The 25,978-nt window shown below is 63.2% G+C and carries 22 protein-coding genes and 1 pseudogene; 15 read left to right on the top strand and 8 right to left on the bottom strand.

Features of this window, described 5'->3' with window-relative positions; translation table 11 throughout:
- Window positions 1-10: 10 nt before the first annotated feature.
- Complete coding sequence (locus BLP99_RS17360; RefSeq protein WP_072396565.1) at window positions 11-1,378, bottom strand: erythromycin esterase family protein; 1,368 nt, start codon at window positions 1,376-1,378, stop codon at window positions 11-13.
- 168 nt (window positions 1,379-1,546) lie between these two features.
- On the opposite strand from BLP99_RS17360, the gene BLP99_RS17355 reads away from it, so the two are divergent.
- From BLP99_RS17355 to BLP99_RS17335, 5 genes are all read left to right on the top strand, one after another.
- On the top strand, window positions 1,547-2,278 hold the full coding sequence (locus BLP99_RS17355; protein WP_092181196.1) for a GntR family transcriptional regulator: 732 nt from the start codon (window positions 1,547-1,549) through the stop codon (window positions 2,276-2,278).
- A 132-nt stretch (window positions 2,279-2,410) separates the two neighbouring features.
- Window positions 2,411-3,700, top strand: a complete 1,290-nt coding sequence (locus BLP99_RS17350) for an MFS transporter (protein ID WP_072431516.1) — start codon at window positions 2,411-2,413, stop codon at window positions 3,698-3,700.
- 27 nt (window positions 3,701-3,727) lie between these two features.
- Window positions 3,728-4,558, top strand: coding sequence for an amidohydrolase family protein (locus BLP99_RS17345; RefSeq protein WP_092181193.1), 831 nt, complete (start codon window positions 3,728-3,730; stop codon window positions 4,556-4,558).
- Window positions 4,559-4,653: 95 nt separating this feature from the next.
- Window positions 4,654-6,828, top strand: coding sequence for a PAS domain-containing sensor histidine kinase (locus tag BLP99_RS17340; RefSeq protein WP_072458970.1), 2,175 nt, complete (start codon window positions 4,654-4,656; stop codon window positions 6,826-6,828).
- 2 nt (window positions 6,829-6,830) lie between these two features.
- Window positions 6,831-7,217 carry a response regulator gene (locus tag BLP99_RS17335; RefSeq protein WP_072396612.1) on the top strand — a complete coding sequence of 129 codons (387 nt, stop codon included), beginning with the start codon at window positions 6,831-6,833 and terminating at the stop codon, window positions 7,215-7,217.
- 19 nt (window positions 7,218-7,236) lie between these two features.
- Here the strand turns inward: BLP99_RS17335 and BLP99_RS26645 are convergent.
- Window positions 7,237-7,359: pseudogene (locus BLP99_RS26645) on the bottom strand (LysR substrate-binding domain-containing protein); the annotation flags it as partial.
- 246 nt (window positions 7,360-7,605) lie between these two features.
- Between BLP99_RS26645 and BLP99_RS17325 the strand changes: the two are divergent.
- Complete coding sequence (locus BLP99_RS17325; RefSeq protein WP_072458968.1) at window positions 7,606-8,778, top strand: (R)-mandelonitrile lyase; 1,173 nt, start codon at window positions 7,606-7,608, stop codon at window positions 8,776-8,778.
- Here BLP99_RS17325 and BLP99_RS17320 read toward each other — a convergent pair.
- The 3 genes from BLP99_RS17320 to BLP99_RS17310 all read right to left on the bottom strand — a co-directional run bounded on the left by BLP99_RS17320 (window position 8,766) and on the right by BLP99_RS17310 (window position 11,225).
- Window positions 8,766-9,659 (bottom strand): LysR family transcriptional regulator, encoded by an 894-nt coding sequence (locus BLP99_RS17320; RefSeq protein ID WP_072396638.1) that lies wholly within the window; start codon window positions 9,657-9,659, stop codon window positions 8,766-8,768. The genes BLP99_RS17325 and BLP99_RS17320 overlap by 13 nt on opposite strands.
- Window positions 9,660-9,724: 65 nt before the next feature.
- Window positions 9,725-10,753 (bottom strand): alpha/beta hydrolase, encoded by a 1,029-nt coding sequence (locus BLP99_RS17315; RefSeq protein ID WP_072396640.1) that lies wholly within the window; start codon window positions 10,751-10,753, stop codon window positions 9,725-9,727.
- A gap of 22 nt (window positions 10,754-10,775) precedes the next feature.
- The gene (locus BLP99_RS17310) at window positions 10,776-11,225 is read right to left on the bottom strand and encodes a cyclophilin-like fold protein (RefSeq protein WP_072431521.1); all 450 of its coding nucleotides are present in this window, start codon (window positions 11,223-11,225) and stop codon (window positions 10,776-10,778) included.
- Window positions 11,226-11,349: 124 nt separating this feature from the next.
- Between BLP99_RS17310 and BLP99_RS17305 the strand changes: the two genes are divergently transcribed.
- The 5 genes from BLP99_RS17305 to BLP99_RS17285 all read left to right on the top strand — a co-directional run bounded on the left by BLP99_RS17305 (window position 11,350) and on the right by BLP99_RS17285 (window position 17,688).
- The gene (locus tag BLP99_RS17305) at window positions 11,350-12,273 is read left to right on the top strand and encodes a LysR family transcriptional regulator (RefSeq protein ID WP_072431522.1); all 924 of its coding nucleotides are present in this window, start codon (window positions 11,350-11,352) and stop codon (window positions 12,271-12,273) included.
- Between the two features lie 288 nt (window positions 12,274-12,561).
- Window positions 12,562-13,044, top strand: coding sequence for a formate dehydrogenase subunit gamma (locus BLP99_RS17300; RefSeq protein WP_072396644.1), 483 nt, complete (start codon window positions 12,562-12,564; stop codon window positions 13,042-13,044).
- Window positions 13,038-14,597 carry a formate dehydrogenase beta subunit gene (locus tag BLP99_RS17295; protein ID WP_072458965.1) on the top strand — a complete coding sequence of 520 codons (1,560 nt, stop codon included), beginning with the start codon at window positions 13,038-13,040 and terminating at the stop codon, window positions 14,595-14,597. The genes BLP99_RS17300 and BLP99_RS17295 overlap by 7 nt, the downstream gene beginning before the upstream one ends.
- Entirely contained in the window at window positions 14,594-17,470 is a 2,877-nt protein-coding gene (gene fdhF / locus BLP99_RS17290) for a formate dehydrogenase subunit alpha (RefSeq protein WP_072431524.1), read from the top strand. Before BLP99_RS17295 ends, fdhF begins: the two co-directional genes overlap by 4 nt.
- Window positions 17,467-17,688: a formate dehydrogenase subunit delta gene (locus BLP99_RS17285; protein ID WP_072396650.1), complete on the top strand. Its 222-nt coding sequence runs from the start codon at window positions 17,467-17,469 to the stop codon at window positions 17,686-17,688. The genes fdhF and BLP99_RS17285 overlap by 4 nt, the downstream gene beginning before the upstream one ends.
- 117 nt (window positions 17,689-17,805) lie before the next feature.
- Here the strand turns inward: BLP99_RS17285 and BLP99_RS17280 are convergent, their stop codons facing one another.
- A complete protein-coding gene (locus BLP99_RS17280; RefSeq protein ID WP_256327877.1) occupies window positions 17,806-18,390 on the bottom strand; it encodes an alpha/beta fold hydrolase in 585 nt (194 codons plus the stop codon).
- Between the two features lie 130 nt (window positions 18,391-18,520).
- Between BLP99_RS17280 and tspO the strand changes: the two genes are divergently transcribed.
- Window positions 18,521-18,961, top strand: a complete 441-nt coding sequence (gene tspO, locus BLP99_RS17275; protein ID WP_072458964.1) for a tryptophan-rich sensory protein TspO — start codon at window positions 18,521-18,523, stop codon at window positions 18,959-18,961.
- 30 nt (window positions 18,962-18,991) lie between these two features.
- Here the strand turns inward: tspO and BLP99_RS17270 are convergent, their stop codons facing one another.
- Window positions 18,992-20,236: an acyl-CoA dehydrogenase family protein gene (locus BLP99_RS17270; protein WP_092181190.1), complete on the bottom strand. Its 1,245-nt coding sequence runs from the start codon at window positions 20,234-20,236 to the stop codon at window positions 18,992-18,994.
- Window positions 20,237-20,617: 381 nt separating this feature from the next.
- Between BLP99_RS17270 and sfnG the strand changes: the two genes are divergently transcribed.
- Window positions 20,618-21,715: a dimethylsulfone monooxygenase SfnG gene (sfnG, locus tag BLP99_RS17265; protein WP_072396656.1), complete on the top strand. Its 1,098-nt coding sequence runs from the start codon at window positions 20,618-20,620 to the stop codon at window positions 21,713-21,715.
- Window positions 21,716-21,853: 138 nt separating this feature from the next.
- Here sfnG and BLP99_RS17260 read toward each other — a convergent pair whose 3' ends face one another.
- Complete coding sequence (locus tag BLP99_RS17260) at window positions 21,854-22,957, bottom strand: sigma-54 interaction domain-containing protein (RefSeq protein ID WP_072458961.1); 1,104 nt, start codon at window positions 22,955-22,957, stop codon at window positions 21,854-21,856.
- 291 nt (window positions 22,958-23,248) lie between these two features.
- Between BLP99_RS17260 and BLP99_RS17255 the strand changes: the two genes are divergently transcribed.
- Both BLP99_RS17255 and BLP99_RS17250 read left to right on the top strand, forming a co-directional pair.
- Window positions 23,249-24,508, top strand: coding sequence for a serine hydrolase domain-containing protein (locus tag BLP99_RS17255; protein WP_092181187.1), 1,260 nt, complete (start codon window positions 23,249-23,251; stop codon window positions 24,506-24,508).
- A 118-nt stretch (window positions 24,509-24,626) separates the two neighbouring features.
- A complete protein-coding gene (locus BLP99_RS17250; protein ID WP_072396661.1) occupies window positions 24,627-25,961 on the top strand; it encodes an alginate export family protein in 1,335 nt (444 codons plus the stop codon).
- Window positions 25,962-25,978: the final 17 nt, after the last annotated feature.

Raw genomic sequence — 25,978 nt, 5'->3', positions numbered from 1 at the left:
CACTGGCCGGCTACACGCCGAACGGAAAGGTTTCGTCTTCCGATTCGATTGCCTGGCCCTCGGGCAATGCCAGTGCGGTCACCGGTTGCGTCTGTTCGACCCAGATCATGGCGTCGAATTGCTCGGCCAGCACGGCCTCGAAGTAATGACTGTGGCGCTCGGTTTCGGGGCGGTAGATCACGCCGATGGCCCTTTGCAGCAGGGGCTTGGAGAGGGCGTGGCGCAGCTCAGTGCGTCGCGGGTCTCGCCAGTCGGTCAATGACACCGCGATGCCGGTCTCAAGGAACTGATGTTCCCAACTGTCGGGGCGGGACGGCCGGATATCCTTGATGAGCATGTCGCCGTCCCAGTCATCGGCCGCTGCCACCTGGCCACGGTCGGTGCCCATGCCGATCAGCACCGCGTCGTGGCCATGGGTGTTGCGGCAGAGCTGGCCGATATTGAATTGGCCCTGCCAACCCATCTCTGTGGCGGCCGCGTTGCCGATATGGGAGTTATGTGCCCATACCACTGCTTTCGCCTGGGGGCCGCGGTGTTCCAGCAGAGCCTGCAAGGTGTCGAACATGTGTTGGTCGCGCAGGTTCCAGGAGGTGGTCGATCCACGGTAGATCGCCCGGTAATAATGCTCGGCCGCTTGGACGACCCGTGCATTCTGCGCGGCATTGAAAAATGCCTCGTCGTCCTTGACCAACCCGGCCAGCCGTTCGGCCAACAGGGTATTGAGCTGCTCGACCACCGCATTTTCACAGGGCATCAAGCCATCGCGCTCGACGAAGTGGCCGTACAACGCGGGCTCATCCTGCCAGGGCGTCAGGCAGCCATACCGCCGTCGGGCTTCCTGGGCCAGTCGGGGATCGACCCGTTCCAGGTAGGCCAACACTTCATGGATGGAGTTGCGCAGGCTGTAGATATCCAGCCCGCGGAATTCGACGCGGTTGTCCGGGGCCAGCCGCTGGTTGTAGCGATGCAGCCAGTGGGCAAACGCCCTCACATCGGTGTTGCGCCACATCCAGGTCGGGAATCGGCTGAAGATGTGCCGTTTCCACGCCGAGGGTGCCAGTCCCCGGACGTATCGGTCCAGATGGCCCGCGTCCGGCCAGTCCGCTTCGACGGCGACGATGTTGAAGCCGTGCCGCTCGATCAGGCGTCGGGTGATGGCCGCCCTGAGTCGATAGAAGTCGCTGGTGCCATGGCTGGCCTCGCCGATCATCACTACCCGGGCGTCGGCGTAACGGTCGAACATCGGGGCGAAGTCAGGTGAGTCCGGATCGGGCAGCGGTTCGGCGTATCGCCGCAGGAGCGAGGCGATGACTGTCTTCCCGTCGGGAAGAGGGGAGCCGTGGGGGCCTTGCGGTGCGTCTTGCGAGGGCGTGGTCATATCGTCATCCCCTTGGGGGTGGATGTTCGATGGCGACGCTGACAGCAGCCTCGGTCGCTCCGTTCGTCAGCCAGCCTCTGTTTCCATTCTTGACAACAAACCATCGGGAAGCAAATACTCGCCGCCAAGATTCATATATATGACTAGATAACAAGGTGAATAAGGTCGATGAAATCTCTTCCCAGCGATGTCCGCCTGCCGCTCTATCAACGTCTGCGAGACCAATTGGCTGAGCAGATCGCCAATAACCGTTGGCGTCCGGGGGAGGCGATCCCCACCGAGGCGGCGCTGTCGGCGGAGCACCAGTTGTCCACGGGCACCGTGCGCAAAGCCATCGATGCCCTGGTCAGCGAGGGCATCCTCGAGCGCCAGCAGGGCCGCGGGACGTTCATTCGTCGGCCGCAGTTCCAGTCGTCGCTGTTCCGCTTCTTCCGTTTCCAGAGTGCATCGGGCGAACGTCGGGTGCCGGAAAGTCGCATCCTGTCCATCGAGCCGGTGACCGCACCGTCGGCGGTGGCCCAGGCATTGGGGCTGCCGGCCGATGCGCCGGTGATTCGTATTGTCCGGGTGCGTCTGCTGGATGTGAAACCGGTGCTCGCCGAGGAGATCTGGTTGCCCCGCAGCCGGTTTCAGCCGTTGCTCGAACTCGACCTGAACCAGAAAGGGCCGTTGCTGTATCCCATCTACGAAGAAGCCTGCGGTCAGGTGGTCGCCTATGCCCAGGAAACCCTCACCGCCGAATCGGTGAATGAAGTACACGCGCGGTTGCTGCACGTGCCGGTCGACAGTGCGGTAGTGGTGATCGAGCGCCTGGCCCGCGACTACGCCGGCAACCCCCTGGAGTGGCGACGCTCTCGCGGGCATGCCGAGCATTTCCGCTACAGCGTGGAAATCCGTTGACCCCGCCGGATTAGCGGGGCGCGGCGGCGTATCGGTCGCCGCTGTCTCGATCGTTTTGTTTGCCATGACTGGCCCAGCAGCGGCGCGGTTCGCTCTCGGCTGCCTTTCGTTCCACCTATAAGGACAAGAATCATGTTCAGTTGGTATCGCCAGATCACTGCGCGCGAGCGCAAAACGTTTTGGGCCTGTTTCGGCGGATGGTCGCTCGACGCGCTGGAAGTACAGATGTTCGGCCTGGCGATACCGGCGTTGATTGCCGCCTTCGCCTTGAGCAAGGGCGACGCGGGGCTGATCAGCGGTGTCACCCTGGTCACTTCGGCCCTGGGTGGCTGGGTCGGCGGGACGCTGTCGGACCGTTACGGTCGGGTGCGCACGCTGCAGTGGATGATCCTGTGGTTCTCGTTCTTCACGTTCCTGTCGGCCTTCGTCACCGGCTTCCACCAGTTGCTGATCGTCAAGGCCTTGCAAGGCTTCGGCATCGGCGGGGAGTGGGCCGCCGGTGCGGTATTGATGGCCGAAACCATCAATCCCAAATACCGCGGCAAGGTGATGGGTACGGTGCAGAGTGCCTGGGCGGTGGGGTGGGGGCTGGCGGTCGGCGTCTTCACGCTGATCTACTCCCTGGTGCCCCAGGACATGGCCTGGCGCGTGATGTTCATCGTCGGCCTGTTGCCGTCGCTTTTGATCATCTGGGTGCGGCGTAACGTGGAGGAGCCGGACACCTTCCAGCGGCTGCGGAAGGAACGGGCCATTCCACAGAGTTTCTTCAAGTCCCTGGGCGGGATCTTTCGTCCCGAGCTGATCCGCGTAACCTTGTTCGGCGGTCTGTTGGGGCTGGGCGCCCACGGCGGTTACCACGCGGTGATGACCTGGCTGCCGACTTTCCTCAAGACCGAGCGCAACCTGTCGGTGCTCAATTCCGGCGGCTACCTGGCAGTGATCATCCTGGCCTTCTGGTGCGGGTGCGTGGTCAGCGGCCTGTTGATCGATCGCATCGGCCGGCGCAGGAACATCGTGCTGTTCGCGCTGTGCTGTGTGGTGACCGTGCAGTGCTACGTATTCCTGCCCCTGAGCAATACCCAGATGCTGTTCCTGGGATTCCCCCTCGGTTTCTTCGCAGCCGGTATCCCGGCGAGCCTCGGGGCATTGTTCAACGAACTGTACCCGGCGGACGTGCGCGGCGCCGGTGTGGGTTTCTGCTACAACTTCGGCCGGGTACTGTCGGCGGTGTTTCCGTTCCTGGTCGGTCACATGAGTGACTCGATGTCCCTGGGCTCGGCCATCGGCATCGATGCGGGAATTGCCTACGGCGTGGCAGTGATCGCAGCCCTTTGCCTGCCGGAAACCCGTGGCCGCAGCCTGGAAGCTGCGGCCGCACCAGCGAAAACCGCCGAGATCGATAACCAGAGCGTCCGGGCCTGACAGGCCCGCCCTTGATAGATGAAACCCATGTTCGAGACCTGTTCCACGCCGCTTACCGGCATCGATTCCCATGCCCATGTGTTCAGCCGTTCACTGCGGCTGGTCCCTGGCCGGCGGTACACACCGGATTACGACGCCACGCTGGCGCAGTACCTGGCGCACTTGCACGCCCATGGCCTGAGCCATGGTGTGCTGGTGCAGCCCAGTTTCCTGGGCACCGATAACAGTTACCTGCTGGCGGCGCTGCGGCAGGCGCCGGAGCGGTTGCGAGGCGTGGTCGTGCTGGAGCGCGATGTCAGTCGCGCCGCGCTGGACGACCTGGCCGGGCAGGGCGTGGTGGGCGTACGCCTGAATCTGATCGGCAGGGCCTTGCCCGATTTGCGTGACGTTGCCTGGAAGGCGTTCTTCGGCCATGTCGCTGAATTGGACTGGCATGTGGAGTTGCATGCCGGCGTGGAGGCGTTGCCGGGCCTGATTTGTCAGTTGCTGCCGTTCGGCGTCAAGCTGGTGGTCGACCATTTCGGCCGTCCGGATGCACGCCTGGACACCGCTCAACCGGGTTTTGCCGAGTTGCTGGAGCTGGGATCGACCGGTCAGGTGTGGATGAAGGTGTCCGGCATCTATCGACTGGGCGGGACGGATCCGCAGAACATGGCCTTCGCCCGGGCCGCGCTGGCCCTGCTGGAGCAGGGTTTCGGCCCGCATCGCCTGGTGTGGGGCAGTGACTGGCCCCATACGCAGCATGAACGCCACATCGATTATGCGACGGTGCTGGAGCAGTTGAACGCATTGGAGTGTCCAGCGCCGCTGAGGCATGCGTTAATGGTGCAGGCGCCTCGGGTATTATTCGGTTTTTGAGAGGCCAGGACGATAGATCCCGGTTTTCCTGAACTCGTGAGGGCGATGGGGATCTAGAGTCAATTGCGTCAGTGCGAAAAGATCGAGGATGACCCGTGTCGAACGTTGAAGAGCTACCCAGGGAAGCACTGGCGCCGAGTGAATACGAAAGCCTTGTGTCGATAGGCGCGAACGCGCTCGAAGCCATTCCCGGCGCGGTGTACCTGTGCGATCACCAGGGTTGGCTCGTGCGGTACAACAGCGAGGCCGCCCAGCTCTGGGGCCGCACGCCTGTGCTGGGCGATAACGGCGACCGCTTCTGTGGTTCCCATCGCCTGTTCCTCACTGACGGCACCCCCCTGGCGCCCGGGGATTGCCCCATGGCTCAGGCCCTCAGCGAAGGCAGCGTGACGCGCAACCAGGAAATCATCATCCAGCGCCCGGATGGCTCGCGATTCGTGGCGCTGGTGAACATCCGGGCCCTGAGGGACCGGCAGGGCGTCATCCAGGGGGCCATCAACTGCTTCCAGGACGTCTCGGCCCATCACGCCATGGCCGAGGAGTTGCGGCGCAAGAGCGCCGACCTCGAGGACTTCTTCGAAAACAGCGCCGTGGGCCTGCATATTGTCAGTGGCGACGGGATCATCCTGCGTGCCAACAAGGCCGAGCTGGCGCTGCTGGGCTACTCCGAGCAGGAGTACATCGGCCGTCATATCACCGACTTCCATGTCGACGAGCCGGTCATCGGCGACATCCTCCATAAACTCGCCAGCGGCCATTGCCTGGATCGTTATCCGGCGCGACTTATGGCCAAGGACGGCTCGATCAAGCATGTGGCGATCACCTCCAACGGTCGGTTCGAGGAAGGAAAACTCTTCAATACCCGCTGCTTCACCATCGACCTGACCGGCGTGTACGCTGCCGAGACGGCGCGCCAGCAGAGCGATGACAGGCTGTCGGCGACCTACGAAGCGGCCACCATCGGAATTGCCGAGGCCGATATCCATGGCCGTCTGCTGCGTGTGAACGATGCCCTGTGCACCATGCTGGGCCGGTCTCGCGAAGAGCTGCTGGCGATGACCTTCCTGGACTATACCCACCCGGACAGCGTCGAAGAGGATGCCGCCCAATACGAGCGGCAGGTGGCCGGCGAGCTGGACAGCTACGTCGTGCGCAAGCGGGCCTTGAAGCCGGACGGCGAGGTCATCTATCTGGACGTCTACAGCTCGTCGGTCCGGGATGCCAACGGTGGGTTCTGCTACGGCGTGCGAGTGATCCAGGATGTCACGGCAGCTCGTCGAATGGAGATCCAGGTTCGCGAGAGCGAGCGGCACATGCGCAATCTGCTCGAGGCCTTGCCAGCGGCGGTCTATACCACCGACGCGCAGGGCCGCATCACGTTCTACAATCGGGCGGCGGTCGAGCTGTCGGGCCGCACGCCGCAATTGGGCGATATGTGGTGCGTCACCTGGAAGCTGTTCAACACCGACGGCACACCCCTTGCCCACGACGAGTGCCCCATGGCGGTGGCCCTGAAGGAAAACCGCCCGATACGAGGCGTGGAGGCCGTCGCCCAGCGTCCCGATGGCAGCCTCGTACCGTTCACCCCGTATCCCACGCCCCTGCACGACGCCGAGGGGAACCTGGTGGGGGCGATCAACATGCTGGTGGACATCACCGAGCGCAAGCAGGCGGAAAACCGGCAGAAAACCCTGATCGACGAACTCAATCACCGGGTCAAGAACACCCTGGCCACGGTGCAATCCCTGGCGGTGCAGACGGCCCGCGATGCGAGCGATGCGAAGGACGGCTACAGGCGCTTCGAAGCAAGGCTGCTGGCGCTGTCGCGGGCGCATGACCTGCTGACGAGACGGCACTGGGGCAATACGCCCCTCGATTCCCTGGCCCAGGAGGTGCTCATGCCGGTATTCGGTCATGAGCCCGACCGTGTCACGGTCAAGGGCGAGTCCATCGATGTCGGTACCCGGGTTGCGCTGAACCTCACGATGACCCTCAACGAACTGGCGATCAACGCCCTGAAATACGGTGCCATGTCGGTCGAGACCGGCACGGTGGCCGTCACCTGGGACCTGCAGCCCCAGGCCGATGGCACGCTGTTTACCCTGGACTGGCAAGAATCCGGCGGGCCTCCGGTCTCCGGGCCGGAGCGAGAGGGGCTGGGGTCGCGCTTGATGAAGCGTTGTATCGAGCGCGATCTGGGAGGCCACTTTGACCTGCGCTTCGTCCCGGAGGGCGTGTCCTGTCGTTTCTCGTTCCTGATCGGAGCCTAGGCATGACACCATTCGCCGGGGTCAGGGTGCTCCTTGTCGAGGACGAGGGTACGATCGCCCTGTTGATCGAAGAGATGCTGGAAGACTTCGGTTGTGCAGTGGTGGCGTCAGTCGCCCGGTTCGCACAGGCGCTCGATGCAGCGGCGACGGCGCAGGTCGACCTGGCCATCCTGGATGTCAACCTGGCGGGAGAGCGGGTTTTTCCGGTGGCCGACATCCTGCGCAGTCGCGATATTCCCTTGCTGTTCAGCACCGGCTACGGTCCCAGCGGCGTCCCTGCCGAATACGCCGGATACCCTGTGCTGCGCAAGCCGTTCTCGGAAAGCCAGCTGCAGCATTGCATAGCCCTTGCGCTGAAGGGCGCTGGCGAAAGCAGCGACACTGACTGACTCCCCGCCGTGGGTCCCATCAGTTTCCAAGCCCCTGGCTGTTGCAAATCAATTCATAGGCCCGGCGCACCAGGGGATTGACAGTATCGGGCCGAATCCACAAGTGATAGGTCACGTCCGGCAGGCGCGGCAAACCAGCGTTTACTGCCTGCGCGGGCGCGTCCCGGATTGATGCGCTTGCGATATGAGTGCTATGCAATTGACGCGGTTTATCGATCAATCACCCGAGGGTAACGTGCTTCTGTGAAATCAATTCGAGAGGCAAGCCAATGACACAGCGTCTTGACCCACCCAGCATGCCCGTCGAAGCGGCGGTGGGTATCTCCTGTTTTGCACCCCGGCCCCGTCGTCTTCTCCAGGGCACCCGGATCCCAAGGAGCCGTCGGCCATGAAAAAGACCCTGATAGGTATTGCGGTATGTGCCGCCGCGCCTTTCACCGGTGCCGTCGGTTCGGACAGTGCCGGGGAATCCCGGATGTCGCAGCAGATCAGCCGGGCGGGCAGCCAGGCGGTGGTGGCGGGCCCTGGAGAGTTTTTCACCGGGCAGGTACGTGTCGAACCGTTGTTTCCCGCAGCAGCGGATATCGATGCGTCCGGCGCTTACGTCAGCTTCGAGCCGGGCGCGCGTTCGGCCTGGCACACCCATCCCGCAGGACAACGCCTGGTGGTGGTTTCCGGTGTGGGGCTGACCCAGGAATGGGGCAAGCCGGTGCAGAGAATCCACCCGGGTGACGTGATCGTCTGTCCGCCGGGCGTCAAGCATTGGCACGGTGCCGCACCCATGAGCGCCATGACCCACCTGGCTATCACCGGCACGGTGGATGGCAAGAACGTGGAGTGGATGGAGCAGGTCAGCGACCAGCAATACAATGCCGGCGCAACGCTGACGTCACCCGCCAGGTCGGATGCCCAGGCGGTTTCGGCAACGCTATCGGCCAAGCAACAGGCCATCCCGCTGATCGCCGCTGCCATGGCGACGAGCGACATGCCGGGCCTCGATGCGGCCTTGAACCGAGGACTGGATGCGGGCCTGACCATCAGCGAGGCGAAGGAAATCCTGGTGCAGCTCTACGCCTACAGCGGGTTTCCCCGCAGTCTCAATGCGCTTGGCGAACTGATGAAGGTGGTGGAGGCGCGCAAGCAAGACGGCGTACAGGATGACCCGGGGCGTGAGCCCGCCCGCGCGATTCCCACTGGCGATGCGCTGCTGGCAGCGGGGCGGGCCAATCAGACGCGGATTGCCGGCGCTCCCGTCCAGGGGCCCTTGTTCGACTTCGTCCCGGTGATCAACCAGTACTTGCAGACGCATCTGTTCGGAGACATTTTCGAGCGCGACAACCTGGACTGGCAAAGTCGTGAGCTGGCGACGGTTGCCGCGCTGGCCGTCACCCCCGGCGTGGAGTCGCAGCTGCGTTCGCACATGGCGGCCAGCCTGCGAGTCGGTCTGAGCGTCACGCAGTTGCGACAATTGATCGGGCTGCTGGGTGAGCAAGGGAACGCCGCTGCGGCCAGGCGTGCCACCGAAGCGCTGGACGCTGTCCAGCCCCGTCAACCGTCGTAGCGCAAGGCTTCGCGCAGCAGCGTGAAGGCCGGTGAGTTCTGGCGTCGGCTTGGGTAGTAGAGGTGGTAGCCGGAAAACGGTTCGCACCAATCTTCCAGTACCCGGATCAGCCGGCCTTGCGCTACGGCGTCCTGCACCAGGTCCTCGGGCATGAAGGCCAGCCCCAACCCTGCCAGCGCAGCCTCCAGGCGCATGGCAATGGTGTTGAAGACCAGTTGGCCTTCTACCCGGACGTTCAGCTCCTGTCCGTCCTTTTCGAATTCCCAGACGTAGAGACCGCCGTGGGTCGGCATGCGAAGGTTGATGCAGTTGTGTGCCGTGAGGTCGTCAGGGATGAGAGGCTTGGCATGTCGAGCGAAATACGCCGGGGAGCCGACGACGGCCATGCGCATGTCCGCAGCGATGCGCATGGCGATCATGTCCTTGGCCACTTGCGGGCCGAGCCGCACCCCAGCATCGAACCCCTGTGCGACGATGTCGACGAACCCGTAGTCGACGATGATTTCGATACTCAGGTCGGGGTGGTCAGGCAGCAGCCTGGCGAGAGCAGGCTGCAGGACCTTGATGGCGGAATGCTCGCCGGCGGTGATGCGCAATTTCCCGGCCGGTTTGTCGCGATACTCGCTGAGCATCGCCATTTCGTTGTCGATCTCTTCGAACCGCGGTGCCACCACCCGCAGCAGATGTTCACCCGCTTCGGTCGGCGCGACACTTCGCGTGGTACGCGACAACAGCCTGACTCCCAGCCGTTGCTCCAACTGGCGCATCGCCCGGCTCAGGGCCGGTTGCGAGAGGCCAAGCTTGGCTGCGGCCCGTGTGAAGCTGCGCTCCTGGGCCACGGCAGCGAAAATGGCGAGTTGGTCGTAGCGCTCGGTGGTCATCGATCCGTCTCTGGTATGAGCAGGGCGGGATTATGTCATCGGTGAATGGCCGGTTGGCGCAATTGTCACTTCAGATTGCTCTGGAAGAAGGTGGTGAGCTTGTCAAAAGGGATGAGATCGACCCGATCGTAAAGATCGACATGGCCGGCCCCGGGGACGATGACCAGTTCTTTCGGTTGCCCCGCAAGTTTGTAAGCCTCTTCGCTGAACTCCCTGGAATGCGCATCGGCGCCAGTGATGAACAGCATGGGGTGGGGCGAGATCGTCTCGATGTCGTTGAGTGGGTAGAAGTTCATGAACTTGATGTTGCTGGTCAGCGTCGGGTGCGTAGTGAGATCCCTGGACGAACCCGGTGGCGTGTATTCCCCACGCGGGGTGCGGTAGAAGTCGAAGAACTCGCGTTGGATCGGATGGGTATTTTCATCCAGTTGATGCACCGTGCCACTGGTGTAGAGCGTTTCACCGCCCGCGAACTCCACGCTACGCTGCTGGGTGGCCTGGGCGATGATCGCCCGGCGTTGTTCCAGCGTCTGGGAGTGCTTCAGTCCATTGCGATTGACGCCGCCCATGTCATACATGCTGACCGTGGCGATGGCTTTCATGCGCGGATCGATCTTGGCTGCGCTGATCACGAAACTGCCACTGCCACAGATGCCGAGCGCGCCGATCCGTTCCTTGTCGACATTGGGCTGGACACCGAGAAAATCCACCGCGGCGCTGAAGTCTTCGGCATACAGGTCCGGCGAGACCGCATTGCGCGGCTGCCCCTCGCTTTCGCCCCAGAACGAAAGGTCCAGGGACAGGGTGATAAAACCTCTTTGCGCCAGCTTGGTGGCATACAGATTGGCGCTTTGTTCCTTGACCGCGCCCATCGGGTGGCCGACCACGATTGCCGGATGCCGGCTCTGGTCATTGAGTTTCCTTGGAATGAACAGATTGCCTGCCACTTTCATCTGATATTGGTTCTTGAAGCTGACCTTGCGCACGATCACCTCCTTGCTGGTGTAGAAGTTATCGGCGCCGTCAGACATATCGGCCGCAGTGGCGGACAACGAGCTGAGCAGCAATGTCATTGAGGCGATGAGTCTTTTCATGGGCAATCCTGTCGATTCGGGTTTATCGGTTGCGGTGAAACGTCACTTGCACACCCCGACGGCCGAGTGCCTGGGCCAGCTTCGCGGTGTCTTCCACCCGACCCAGGCGCGTGTAGGCGTAGGCGGTTTGGAAATCCAGGTAGAAGAGGACCAGGGTGTCCGTGCCGTACAGCATCAGGTCCCCGTTGCGGATCGCTCCCGGCTTGCTCTCCTGGGCCGGGAACGCCTGGGGGAGGGTGGCGTATTTCTCGTTGCGGTTGAGATCGCTCATGTCCAGCGTCAGTGGCAGTGAAGCGACAAACGCGCGAGCCGCCGCGTTGTCGGCCAGGGTGATGGCGAAACGTTGTTCGCCGACGGTCATCCACATGTCGGGTTTCTCCATTGTCGAAGCTGCCGCTGCAGCACCGTTCATGGCCAGGTGACTGGCCAGTGTGAGCACCACCGACAGCCCGCACCGCCTTGAGCCTTTCATCGCAACTGCGCCTTCGCTCTTTACGTGGCGTAATGGTGACGGGGGAAGGCTGATGCGACTAGCTAATGGATGCTTAACAGGGCTATAAGCATGACTAATCAATCCCTGTCGAAGTGCTTGCGCCATGGTCAGAAGAAATCTCAACGATCTGCTGTCTTTCGTCACGGTGGCCCGGGAAGGCAGTTTTACCCGCGCCGCCGGGACGCTGGGGGTCACCCAATCGGCACTGAGCCAGGCAATCAGTGGTCTGGAAGCGCGTTTGCGGATCAGGTTACTGACGCGCAATACCCGCAGCGTTTCGCCGACGGTCGCCGGGGAGCGGCTGCTGCAAGCCATCGGTAACCGCTTCGATGAGATAGAAGCCGAGCTGGACAGGCTCACGGAGCTGCGCGACAAGCCCGCCGGCACTGTTCGCATCACCTGCGGCGACCATGTCTTGCGTACGACATTGCTGCCCAAGCTCACCGGATTACTGCACCAGTACCCGGATATCAACGTCGAGTTCGACGTGAGCTACGGATTTCGGGATATCGTCGCGGACCGCTTCGATGCAGGCGTACGCCTGGGCGATACCATCGACAAGGACATGGTCGCGGTTCCCATCGGTCCCTCGTTGCGCATGGCCGCCGTTGCGTCGCCAGGGTATTTCGCCAGCCGCGCGATACCCGCAAATCCCCGGGACCTGATCGATCATCGCTGCATCAACCAGCGCATGCAGACGTCAGGCGGGCTCTATGTCTGGGATTTTGAGCGACAAGGCGAACCCGTCAACGTGAGGGTGGACGGGCAGCTCATTTTCAATACCTCCACCCATATCGTGGAGGCAGCATTGGCGGGGCTGGGGGTCGCGTACCTGCCTGAAGAAGAGTTTGAACCGCACCTTCGAGAAGGTCGGCTGGTTCGGGTGCTGGAAGACTGGTGCCCACCGTTTCCAGGCTACTATCTGTACTACCCCAGCCGACGACAACCCTCGCCGGCGTTCACCCTGGTTGCCAACGCGCTGCGCAAACCCATCGAGGGCTCCCATGGGCCGGGCGGCGACCGGTGAGCCCGGATCTGCGCATCGTCTATTCTTAAGGCAGTGCCGGGCCGCGAGGACCCTGCGCAAAAGTCGTCGCTTTCAGGACACGTTGAGTCGTCCACGTGCAATCGCCGCCCCTTGGGAGTGGCAAGCTGTAAAGATGCCCCCGGATCAGGTGCGCCAAGACACCCGACCGGAGAGCAAGGAGGGCGACCGGATTTGCCACGCTACCGTGACGTGGACCGGACGCCGCAGCCAAGACTCCGGACGGCTGCCGCCAGGCGGCGGTATCGTTCGAGATGCCGAGGTACGTTTATGCCTGATGAGACGCTTCACCTGCCTTTGATCCACAGCGTTCTGGAACGCGAGAAGGACACCCCCGGTGCCTTGCTGCCGATTCTCCACGCCATTCAGGAAGGTTGCGGGTATGTACCTGACGCCGCCGTCCCTGAAATCGCCCATGCCCTGAACCTCAGCCAGGCTGAAGTGCGCGGTGTGATCAGCTTCTACCACGATTTCCGTACAACGCCGCCCGCGCGCCATACCCTGCGTCTGTGCCGGGCCGAGTCGTGCCAGAGCATGGGCGCCGAAGGCCTGGCCGCCCAGTTGCGCGAACACCTGTCCCTGGACGACCACGGCACCAGCGCCGACGGCAGCATCAGTCTGCGGCCGGTCTATTGCCTGGGGGCCTGCGTCTGTTCGCCGGCCCTGGAACTGGATGGTGAACTGCATGCTCGGGTCACGCCCGAGCGCTTGCGCCAGCTGGTGACCGGTTGCCTGGAGGACGGCGCATGCTGAACCTCCATATCCCTCAGGACTCGGTGTCCCGCGCCGTGGGCGCGGACAAGGTGGCGGCCGCCCTGGCCCAGGAGGCCGAACGTCGTCAGGTGCCGCTGCAGCTGCGGCGGACCAGCTCCCGTGGCCTTTATTGGCTGGAGCCGCTGGTGGAGCTGGACAGCGGCGGCGTACGCTGGGGCTTCGGCCCCGTGACGCCCCAGGACGTGCCCAGCCTGCTCGATGCCCTGGCCGGCGATCCCGCCAGTCATCCATTGGCCCTCGGGCCGGTGGAGCAGATCCCCTATCTCAAGACCCAGCAGCGGCTATTGTTCGCCCGCGCCGGTATCACCCGGCCGCTGTCGCTGGACGATTATCGTGCCCAGGGCGGCTTCCAGGGCCTGGCCCGGGCCCTGCAGATGGAAGGCGCCGACGTGGTCGCCAGCGTCCTCGATTCGGGCTTGCGAGGCCGGGGCGGGGCGGCATTCCCGGCGGGCATCAAGTGGCGCACCGTGCGTGAAGCGCAGGGGCCACAGAAGTATGTGGTCTGCAACGCCGACGAGGGCGACTCGGGCACCTTCGCCGACCGTATGCTGATGGAAGGCGATCCCTTCCTGTTGATCGAAGGCATGACCATCGCCGGCATCGCCGTGGGCGCCACCCTGGGCTACATCTACGTGCGTTCGGAATACCCGGACGCCGTGGCGACGCTGAACAAAGCCCTGGTCATCGCCCGGGAGGCCGGTTACCTGGGCATGAACGTGGGCGGCAGTGGCCGCACGTTCGAGCTGCACGTCCGGGTGGGGGCCGGTGCCTACATCTGTGGCGAGGAAACCGCTCTGCTGGAGTCCCTCGAAGGCAAGCGAGGCACGGTGCGCGCCAAGCCGCCGCTGCCGGCCCTGCAAGGCCTGTTCGGGCTGCCGACGCTGGTGCATAACGTGCTGACCCTGGCGTCGGTGCCGATCATCCTGGAGAAGGGTGCGCAGTTCTACCGCGACTTCGGCATGGGCCGCTCCCTGGGCACCATGCCGTTCCAGCTGGCCGGCAACGTTCGCCATGGCGGCCTGGTGGAGCGCGCCTTCGGCCTGAGCCTGCGGGAGCTGGTGGAAGGCTACGGCGGCGGCACCGCCAGCGGCCGTCCGCTGAAGGCCGCGCAGGTGGGCGGCCCGTTGGGCGCCTGGGTTCCACCCGCGCAGTTCGACACGCCGCTGGATTACGAAGCGTTCGCCGCCATGGGCGCGATGCTCGGCCACGGTGGCGTGGTGGTTGCCGATGACAGCCTGGACATGGCCCACATGGCCCGTTTCGCCTTGCAATTCTGCGCCGAGGAGTCCTGCGGCAAATGCACGCCGTGCAGGATCGGCTCGACCCGTGGGGTCGAGGTGGTGGATCGCCTGATCGCCAGTACCGATGCCGGGGCCCGACAGGAACAGGCCCTGCTGCTGCAAGACCTTTGCGACACCCTGCAATACGGTTCGCTTTGTGCCCTCGGTGGGATGACCTCCTACCCCGTCGCCAGCGCCCTCAAGCACTTTCCCGCCGACTTCGGTCTGGCGCCCCTGGAGGCCGACCAATGATCACTGTCTTCGACCCTAAAACGGATATCGACCTCGGCACCCCGGCGCGGGACAGCGAGGTGCAAGTCAGCCTGACCATCGATGGCCGCGAAGTCAGCGTCCCATCCGGTACTTCGGTGATGCGCGCCGCGGCGCTGCTCGGTACCACCATCCCCAAACTCTGCGCCACCGACAGCCTGGAGGCCTTCGGCTCCTGCCGCATGTGCCTGGTGGAGATCGAGGGCATGCGCGGCTATCCGGCTTCCTGTACCACGCCGGTGACCGAAGGCATGGTGGTGCGTACCCAGACCTCCAAGCTCGCCACGCTGCGCCGCAACGTGATGGAACTGTACATTTCCGACCATCCGCTGGACTGCCTGACCTGCCCGGCCAACGGTAACTGCGAACTGCAGACGGTGGCGGGGCAGGTGGGCCTGCGCGAAGTACGCTACGGCTATGAAGGCGCCAACCACCTGACCGAGGCCAAGGACGTCTCCAACCCGTACTTCGATTACGACCCGAGCAAATGCATTGTCTGCAGTCGTTGCGTACGGGCTTGCGAGGAGGTCCAGGGCACCTTTGCCCTGACCATCAGCGGGCGCGGTTTCGACTCCCGGGTGGCGGCGGCCGGCGGCGACAATTTCCTCGATTCCGAATGCGTGTCCTGCGGTGCCTGCGTGCAGGCCTGTCCGACAGCGACCCTGATCGACAAGAGCGTCGTGGAGATCGGCCAGCCGGAACGCAGCGTCATCACCACCTGCGCCTACTGCGGTGTGGGCTGCTCCTTCCGTGCCGAAATGAAGGGCGAGCAACTGGTGCGCATGGTCCCGGACAAGAACGGCCAGGCCAACCATGGCCACTCCTGCGTCAAGGGGCGTTTCGCCTGGGGCTACGCGACCCACCCGGACCGCATCACCAAGCCCATGATCCGCAAGCACATCAACGATCCATGGCAGGAGGTCAGCTGGGACGAGGCAGTGACCTATGCGGCCAGCGAATTGCGGCGCATCCAGCTCAAGTACGGACGCGACTCCATCGGCGGCATCACCTCCAGTCGTTGCACCAACGAAGAAACCTACCTGGTGCAGAAGCTGGTGCGCACGGCTTTTGGCAACAACAACGTCGACACCTGCGCCCGGGTCTGCCACTCGCCCACGGGCTATGGCCTCAAGCAGACGCTGGGTGAGTCCGCCGGTACCCAGAGTTTCGACTCGGTGATGAAGGCCGACGTCATCCTGGTGATGGGGGCCAACCCCACCGATGCCCACCCGGTCTTCGGTTCCCAGCTCAAGCGCCGCCTGCGCCAGGGCGCCCAACTGATCGTCATCGATCCACGGCGCATCGACCTGGTGGACTCGCCCCATGCCCGGGCCGAACTGCACCTGCAGCTGCGTCCCGGCACCAACGTGGCGATGCTCAACGCATTGGCCCATGTGATCGTCACCGAAGGGCTGGTGAACCAGCGCTTTGTCGACGAGCGCTGCGAGCCGGCGGATTTCGCGCGCTGGCGCGATTTCGTCAGCCTGCCGGAGAATGCCCCGCAGGTCCTGGGCCCGGTCTGCGGCGTGCCCGCCGAACAGATCCGCGCTGCCGCGCGGCTCTACGCCACCGGCGGTAACGCGGCCATCTACTATGGCCTCGGGGTCACCGAGCACAGCCAGGGCAGTACCTCGGTGATGGGCATCGCCAACCTGGCGATGGCCACCGGCAACATCGGTCGGGAAGGCGTCGGGGTGAACCCACTGCGTGGACAGAACAACGTCCAGGGCTCCTGCGACATGGGCTCGTTCCCCCACGAGTTGCCCGGCTACCGGCACATTTCCAACGAAGCGGTGCGGGCCCAGTTCGAGCAGGCCTGGAACGTGACCCTGCAACCCGACCCGGGCCTTAGGATCCCGAACATGTTCGAGGCGGCCCTGGACGGCTCCTTCAAGGCGCTGTACTGCCAAGGGGAAGACATCGCCCAGAGCGATCCCAACACCCAGCACGTGACGGCGGCCCTGTCGGCGATGGAATGCGTGATCGTGCAGGACATCTTCCTCAACGAGACGGCCAAGTTCGCCCACGTGTTCCTGCCGGGCAGCTCCTTCCTGGAAAAGGACGGCACCTTCACCAACGCCGAGCGCCGTATATCCCGGGTGCGCAAGGTGATGGAGCCGCTGGCCGGCAAGGCCGACTGGGAAGCCACCATCGCCCTGGCCGATGCCCTGGGCTACAAGATGAACTACAGCCATCCTTCGCAGATCATGGATGAGATCGCCCGCCTGACGCCCACCTTCCACCGTGTCAGCTACGCCGAGCTGGAGCGTCATGGCAGCCTGCAATGGCCCTGCAACGACGCCGCGCCGGATGGCACGCCAACCATGCACATCGATGAGTTCGTGCGCGGCAAGGGGCGTTTCATGCTCACCGGCTACGTGCCGACCGAGGAGAAGGTCAACAGCCGCTACCCGTTGTTGCTGACCACCGGACGAATCCTCAGCCAGTACAACGTCGGTGCCCAGACCCGCCGGACCGAGAACGTGGCGTGGCACGAAGAGGACCGCCTGGAAATCCATCCGACCGACGCCGAGAGTCGCGGCATCGTCGATGGCGACTGGGTCGGCATCGGCAGCCGCGCCGGGCAGACGGTGCTGCGGGCCAGGGTCACCGAGCGGGTGGCGCCGGGCGTGGTCTACACCACGTTCCACTTCCCTGAATCGGGGGCCAACGTGATCACCACCGACAACTCCGACTGGGCCACCAACTGCCCGGAATACAAGGTCACGGCGGTGGAGATCGTGCGGGTCAGCCAGCCTTCGGAATGGCAGAAGCGCTACCAGGCGTTCAGTGACGAACAAAGCCGCCTGCTGCGCGAGCGCCGCCATGCCGAAACCGCCGAGGTGCGCCGATGAGTTGCGAAAGCCTGATCAAGATGGCCAACCAGATCGCCCAGTACTTCGCCAGCGAACCGGATCACACGCTGGCGGTGAATGGCGTGCGTCAGCACATCAAGAGCTTCTGGACCCCGGGCATGCGCCGGGAACTGGCCGAGTGGCAGGAGAAACATCCGGATGCGGCCCTCCACCCACTGGTGGTGGAGGCACTGACGGCGTTTCGAGAGCCCGCCTAGCGAGCGGATCGTTGGCTCGAGGGAGGGATAACGCCGTATCGATCCTTCCCACGAGCCTGCGGGGAAGCGCTGCCCGGGCCGCTTCGTGAACGTTTCAGGGACAGGTAGTGCGTGCCGTCACACCGCACGCAATGGCCGGAAAAACGCCCTGATATCCTCTGCCAGCAACGCCGGCTGCTCCAGCGCGGCAAAGTGGCCACCGCGTGGCATCTGGGTCCAGCGCTGCACGTTGTAGCAGCGCTCCACCCAGCTACGTGGCGGCAGCGGCAGCTCCCTGGGAAACGCCGCGACCCCAAGCGGCGGTTGCACGCGCTCGCCGCTCTTGAACAGCAAGGGCCGCCGGCTTCCTTCCACATAAGGGCGGAACGACGAGCCTATGCAGTTCGTCAGCCAGTACAGCATCGCATTGGTCAGGAGCCATTCGTGACTGATGGCCGGTTTCGTATCGCACCACGACAGCACCTTTTCCCCCATCCAGGCCAGCAATCCCGCCGGAGAGTCGCTCAGGCCCACGGCCAGGGTTTGCGGCTTGGTACGCTGGATGTGCGCATAGGCGCCTTCGGCTTCGCTGAAGGCCGCGGCACGGTGCAGGAAAGCCGTTTCTTCTTCTGTCGGCGGCGGGTCGTTTTCGCCAAGGGGCGGGCGATAGGCACCGGGGATGTAGTTGAGATGGATGCCCGTCAAACGCTCGGGATAACGCACGCCCGCATGGGGTACGAATCGGTGTTGAATTTATACGAGGGCCAGCGAGTCTTTGAAAGAAGTACATGGCGATGGAGTGTAGTCAACCGCTGCCTGTCATGTTTCCCATCCGCCCAGCCAAGGACCGCCAATGACCTTCTTCATTTTTCTTCTCGCCTGCTGTGCCGCCGCAAGTACTGGCGTCATTTTCAAGCCAGGACAATGGTACGAGTCCCTCGTCAAGCCACGCTTCACACCCCCCAACTGGCTGTTTCCCGTGGCTTGGACAGTGATCTACCTGTTGCTCGCATGGGCGGGCTACCGGCTGAGCATGATACCGGGAAGCCAGCAGGCGCTGGCGTTATGGGCGGCGCAGATTGCGTTGAACACCCTGTGGACCCCGGTATTCTTCGGGGCCCACCAGGTGCTCGCCGGTATGGTGGTCATCGCGCTGCTCTGGCTGGTGGTCGCGGCGATGGTGGTGTTGGCGTTGCGCCTGGACGTGATCACAGGGTTGATCCTGTTTCCCTACCTGGCATGGCTTTGCGTGGCCGCCACGTTGAATTTCTCCATCCTGCGTAACAATCGCTGATGCCCCACCGATGAATGCTCCAAGGCGAATTCAACGCTGCTTCGACCCGCCACCAATCTGCCAGACATACGGCGGCTCCGTCCCGTTGATTTCCCAGTCGCCAATGATGCGTTCCTTGTAGATCAGCGGGTTGTGCGAAGCCGCGGTCCGGGCGTTGCGCCAGTGGCGATCGAGGGCCTTGCTGGTGCTGGTGGCCGACGCGCCCAGTGCGTTGAACACCTCGCTGGTGGCGCGCAAGGCCAGGTCGGCCACCACCACCTGGGCCTGGGCCGACTCCAGTTCGGCGGCAATGTTGGCGGTGTGCTCGGTCTCGGCGTTCTGGCTGAAGCGACTTTCATAGGCTCGTTGCGAAGCAGCGGCGGCGCGCAGGGTCGTGGCTTCGGCGGCATAGACCTGGGCCGATGCCTTGCCGATCACCTGCTGTACTTGCACATCCTGGCTCACTTCACTGGCGTTGCCGGTGCTGAACACCCGCGTGCGCTGGCGCACTTGCTCGGTAATGTCCCGGACGGCGGCACGTCCGGCGCCTGTCTGCACGGCGAGCAGCACCAGTTGGTAAAAAGCGGTCTGGTACTTGAAACGGGTGGAGAAGTCGATGAGGTTCTGCGCTTCCACCACGGCGTTGTCGAACACCGAAGTACCACTGCCGGTGGTGCGTTGACCGAAGCCGTCCCAGTCATCGCTCTGCCTGACACCCGGCTGATTCACACGTACGGCGGCGATCACGTCGGCGCCGTTGTCGTCACGCTGGGCATACAGGTCGATCCAGTCGGCGAAGATGCTACCGGTGCTGTAGTACTTGCTGCCGTTGACCACCCATCGATCATCCTGACGGGAAACCCGGGTGAGGACTTCGCCGATTTTCACGGCGCCGACTTCAGTCCAGGCATTGCCCACCAGTTCGCCGTCGACGAAGCGCTTGAACCAGACGTCCTGCGGGCTGGTCGCCTGGGCATTGAGGCGATCCTCGACAAAAGCGAAGTGCCCGCGCAGGGCCTGGGGCAGGTTGGAATCGGCTTCGGCCAGTTCGATCAGCAATTGCAACAGTTGCGGTAACGAGGCGCCGGCGCCGCCGTATTCGACCGGGACGCGAATGGCGCCAAACCCGGCCTCCTTCAACCATTTCACTTGCTCGAAGGGCAGGCTGCGGGTCTGCTCGCGCTCCAGCGCGCCGGCCTGGATGCGCGCGAAGATCGGCCGGAACCGTTCGGCCAAGGCTTCGTAGTCGGTACCGGTGGACAGGGTCGGCGGCAGGTGTTGTTGCTGTGCGGTCATGGCAGTGTTCCTTCTGAGGACGAAAGGGCGGCAGGGCGAAGATCTGCCGTCAAGGACACCGTTGCATGCTCCATGCCCGGTGGCCGAAACCTGCGCAAACGGGACGTTTGCCGGATTGATGCTGGTGTCGGGCTGTCGTGCTGCGGGCAATCTGCCTGGCGACTGTGGGTGTGGCAACAGTCAAGCAGCTTGCGCCGGGCGGCGCCGGGTGTTGGCTGTGCAACAGCGATCCGACAGCCTGCCCGCCGCACGACAGTATTAACTTGAGGGATAGAATCAACTCATTGAAAACAAATGAAAAACGTAAGTGGCACGGTTGCTGCTCCAGCGGTTGTACAGAGGCGAGCACGCCTATATCTCAACGAGCCGGGAGTACACGCAATGAGCCAGGACACGATCAAGTTTGCCTACTGGGTGCCCAATGTCAGCGGCGGACTGGTGGTCAGCAAGATACCGCAACGCACCGACTGGGGAATCGATTACAACCGTAAGCTGGCACAGATCGCCGAGGATGCCGGCTTCGACTACGCCCTGACCCAGATTCGTTTTACCGCCGGCTATGGCGCCGAGTACCAGCATGAATCGGTGGCTTTCAGCCACGCCTTGCTGGCGGCCACCACGAAGTTGAAAGTGATTGCGGCGGTGTTGCCCGGACCATGGACGCCTTCGGTGCTGGCCAAGCAGATCGCGACCATCGATCAGCTCACCGGCGGTCGCGTGGCGATCAACGTGGTGTCCGGCTGGTTCAAGGGCGAATTCACCGCTATCGGCGAACCCTGGCTGGAGCACGATGAACGCTATCGTCGTTCGGAGGAATTCATCACCACGCTCAAGGGCATCTGGACCACCGACAACTTCACTTTCCGCGGCGACTTCTATCGTTTCAACGGCTACACCCTCAAGCCCAAGCCCCTGCAGCAGCACCCGGAAATTTTCCAGGGCGGCAGTTCCCGGGCCGCGCGGGACATGGCCGCCCGGGTATCCGACTGGTACTTCACCAACGGCAACACGGTGGAAGGGGTCAAGGCCCAGGTCGACGACCTGCGGGCCAAAGCGGCGGCCAACCACCACACGGTCAAGGTCGGCGTGAACGCCTTCGTCATTGCCCGCGACACCGAGGAAGAAGCCCGTGCGGTGCTGGCCCAGATCATTGACCAGGCCGATCCCGAAGCCGTCAACGCGTTCGGTGACGCGGCCAGGCAGGCCGGCAAGGCAAGCCCCGAAGGCGAGGGCAACTGGGCCAGGTCCAGCTTCGAAGACCTGGTGCAGTACAACGACGGCTTCAAGACCAACCTGATCGGCACCCCCCAGCAGATTGCCGAACGTATCGTTGCCTTGAAGGCCGTGGGTGTAGACCTGGTGTTGGCCGCCTTCCTGCATTTCCAGGAGGAGGTCGAGTATTTCGGTCGCCGGGTCCTGCCGTTGGTACGCGAGCTGGAGCAAGGCAAAGTGGCGACCAGAACGGCGGCGGTTGCCTAGGCTTCGTACGAAAGTGCCTGCCCGACGATCAGGCTGGGTTGAAGACAGGCTCGTGCGTGAGTGCGCTTGCTCGCCTGTTTTCGCTTCGTCGGATCGTCGCTCGGCGACCCTTCGTACGCGCCCCCGGCCAGGGAGCCATCAGGTCGATAGATTGACCAGCCGGCCGTCCCGGGCGCTCAGCGCGGGGCGGCGTTTGTTGACCACCAATTCGCCAATCCTGATCAAGAGCGTGCGGGTGACATTGCGACTCAGGCCCAACAGGCTGGCGGTGTGAACTTGGTTGCGGTTGGCGTATCGATAGGCGGCACGCAGCAGTTCGGCTTCCACCGTTTCATACAGCTTGCCATGCTCTTGTTCGAGCAGTTTCTCCAGGGCTTTTTGCAACAGTGCCTCTGCGCTTTGGGGCTCGCGTTGCGGTGGGTTGTCCTGGCGCTCGATGCGCCAGTTGGACAAGTGCAGGTCCTGCACGCCGATTACGTCGCTACGGCAAATCAGCAGCGTGTGATGGATGACGTTTTCCAGCTCGCGAATGTTCCCCGGCCAGGCATAGTCGAGCAACTTGCGCTGCGCCTCGGCATCCAGCGTCGCCTCGCCACGGCCCAACCGGCGGCTGTATTGGGCGATGAAGTGACTTATCAACGGCAGGATATCGCCGGGGCGTTCGCGCAAGGGCTTGAGTGCCAGGCTGACCACATTCAGGCGGTAATACAGGTCTTCGCGAAAGTGCCCGGCGTCGATGGCTTTTTCCAGCTGAACGTTGGTGGCAGCCAACACACGCACGTCGATCCTGATGCTTTTGCGCGAGCCCAGGCGGACCACCTCCCGTTCCTGCAGTACCCGTAGCAGCTTGACCTGGATCGGCAACGGCAAGTCGCCAATTTCATCGAGGAACAACGTGCCGCCGTCGGCTTCCTCGAACCAGCCTGCCTTGGCCGCCAATGCTCCGGTGAAGGCGCCTTTCTCGTGGCCGAACAATTCGGCTTCCACCAGCGATTCGGAAAACGCCCCGCAGTTGACCGCGACGAACGGCTTGTCGCGGCGAGCGCTGAGGCTGTGTATGTGGCGCGCCACCAGTTCCTTGCCGGTACCGGTCTGGCCGATGATCAGGACGCTGGCGTCACTGGGGGCCACTTGCTGCAGGTGGGCCAGCAGGGCGCGGGAGGAGGCGTCTTCGAAGACCTGGGCCGTGGCGCGGATCGAGGTCGCCAGGTCGGGAGAAGATGGAAGCGTTAGAAGCTGCATGAGTGCCCATTCCTATGAGTTCGCAGTGGCTGAAGTGAGGCGCCGGCCAACGCTCCCTGATGGCTGCACCGCGCGAGGCATTCGGCGTGAGGGCTAATCTAAATGATATAAAAATTGTAGATAAAATAACTTTTAGGCATTTGCTTAAGCCGACACACGAATGATTCGGCCTCTGGGGTGGATCCAAATAAAATAAAGTGCGGTAAAAAATTTTATTTACTAAAAATAAATACCGAGTAATTATTTCCCCGCATCTGCTTTCACGCAGAGTCACTTTTCAGGGGCAACCCGATGAGTCAGAACGCCGTGCCTTCGTTGGCCAGTCTCTACGTCGAGGCGATCGAATCGTCCGACCCACGTTCCCCATCTTCATTCATGCAAGGCTTTCCGCCTGAACCTCAACGCCGGGTGACCTGGCATAACTGGATGCGCGCTCCGTTCAATCAATGGGGTTTCCGCAACCTGGCGCGTCTGCGGCCGTCCATCGACGTGCAGGCAGGGGCCGCGCCGGTCAGTCCGTTGCAGCAGGCACCGCAGCCGCTGGACCAACTGCACTTCAACAGCGAATGTGGCTTGAGCATCAGTGTGATCGAGCATCTGCTTGCCAGCCAGACCGACGCTTTCCTGGTGATGCAGGGCGACACGGTGCTCTACGAACGCTATTTCAATGGTCAGCGTCCCCAGGACCGGCACATCATGTTCTCGGTGACCAAGTCGCTGATCGGCACCCTGGGCGAGCAGCTGGTCTGCGAGGGTTTGCTGGATACCGCATTGCCTGCGGCCCATTACGTACCGGAACTGGCCGGCAGCGCATTTGCCGATGCAACGGTGCGCCAGCTGTTCGACATGGCCGTGGGCATCGATTACAGCGAGGTCTATGAAGACCCTGATTCCGAGAGTTCCCAGTACGGTTATGCCTGCGGTTTCCAGCCGGCACCGGTGCAGTACGGGCAGTTCGAATCCTTGTACGAGTACTTGCCGAGCCTGCGCAAACGCGGCAGCCACGGTGGTTTCTTCCACTATGTGACGGCCACCACCGAAGCGTTGGCCTGGGTCATGGAACGTGCCTGCGGCAGGGCTTGCCATGAGTTGTTGCAGGACATCTGGAGTCAGTTGGGCTGTGAGCGCGACGGCTATTTCATGGCCGACCCCTGGGGGCGCAATGTTGCCGGTGCCGGCTTCAGTGCGACGTTGCGGGACATGGCGCGGTTCGGGCGATTGCTGGCCAACGAGGGCCGCCACGCCGGACGGCAGCTGCTATCGAGCGAGGCCATCGCCGGCATCCTCGCTGGCGCCGACCCCGCGGTCTACGCCACATCCCCGGACTTCAGCACATGGACCCCCGGCGCGTCCTACCGTAGCCAGTGGTACGTCTTCAACGACCACAGCCAGGCATTGATGGCCGGTGGCATCCACGGCCAGTACCTGTTCGTCGACAAACCGTCCGGTGTGGTGATCGTCAAGCAATCGTCCCTCAGCGAAGCCGTCAGCCCGTTCGACGGTGACAGCGTGCGCATGCTGCGAGCCATCGCCGCGCACCTGACTCGCTGACCACATCCCTCTATTACAAGAATTCGCGTTCCGTTCACCTGGCCTGGCCAGGTGTTGGCGAGGCCCTGCGCCGCCATTCACTGCCCTGTAACAACAATAAATCAAACAGGAGCTTCATATGGTTTGCATGACACGTTGGTCCCGGACGCTCTTGGCGTTCGGCTTACCCCTGGCCGCCCAGGTTGCCTGGGCGGGCTATACCTTCGAGGAGGGCGCCCTCAAGGGCGAAGTCAACCTGACCGCCGGTGCGGCGACCCTCTCTACGCGCAACGTCAACTTCGGCAGTGGCCGGGTGGACATGCGCAGCCGAAGCAACGGCGGCACGAAAATCGACTGGCAGGAGTTCTACGTCAAGCCCGGTGCCACGCTGGACTACGCCTTGCAGCCGGACTTCAGCCTGCTGGCCGGTGGTTCGCTCGTGGCGGCCACCACCCTTGGCGATGGCGATGCCGGCGGTTTCACCCGCAGCTCCGATGGTGATGTGGCCCTCGAGGAACTGTACGGCGGTTTCCGGGCCGGGGAGTGGACATTCACCGCTGGCCGGCAGAACTACATGATCGGCAATGGCTTCATTGTCATGGACGGTAATCTCGACCAGCTCGAGGACGGTGCCTATTGGCTCGCCCCCAGGACGGCCTTCAAGGATTCCGCGATCCTGGCCTGGGATCACGGTGCGTTGAAAACCCAGGCATTCACCTTGCGCACCGATGATGACATGGGTGATTTGCGGATGACCGGCGTCAACCTGGACTACAACCTCGATGACCGGGTGACGCTGGGCGCCATGGCCATGAAGATCGACTCCCTGGCCCCCCAGGGTTCGACGCCCTTGAGCCGGGATGGCATGCGGGTCTACAACGTCCGGGCGCTCAATGCCAAGGTGCCGGGCCTGCCAGCGCTGACGCTCAATGCCGAATACGCACTGCAGCGCGGCAGCGGGGCCGGGGTCGATTACGCCGCCAAGGCCTGGTATGGCCAGGCGGACTATGCCTTCGACACCTTGCCGTTGACGCCGGTCCTGGGTTATCGCTACGCCAGCTTTTCCGGTGACAGCGACCTCACCGATAACCGCCAGGCGTCCTGGGATCCCCTCAGCAAAGGCTTCATCGACTGGGGGACGTGGCTGGTGGGAGATGTCGTCGGCAATTACCTGCTGTTCAACAGCAACGAAAACGTCCAGCAGTTTTCCCTCAAGACGCATCTGAACGAAACCCTGACGCTCGGGGCGATTCACTACCAGTTCTGGCTGGACGAAAAAAACTACATGGGAGCCGCGGTCAGTGATCGGCGCTTCGCCGACGAGAGCGTCGTGTTCCTGGATTGGGCGGCGTCGAAATCGCTCTCCACCTCGCTCTCCTATAACTGGGTCAAGCCAATGGCCGCGGCCAGGCAAGTGTTCGGAGACGACCGCAAATTCAGCGCGCTGGAACTCTATCTCACCTATCGCTATTAAGTGCCGCGAGCCCCGGG

Origin of the sequence: Pseudomonas sp. NFACC32-1, assembly GCF_900101215.1 — a bacterium.
In the GTDB taxonomy this organism is placed as follows: domain Bacteria; phylum Pseudomonadota; class Gammaproteobacteria; order Pseudomonadales; family Pseudomonadaceae; genus Aquipseudomonas.
The sequence above is the reverse complement of the archived record's forward strand: the minus strand, read 5'-3'. Positions and strand labels throughout refer to the sequence as shown.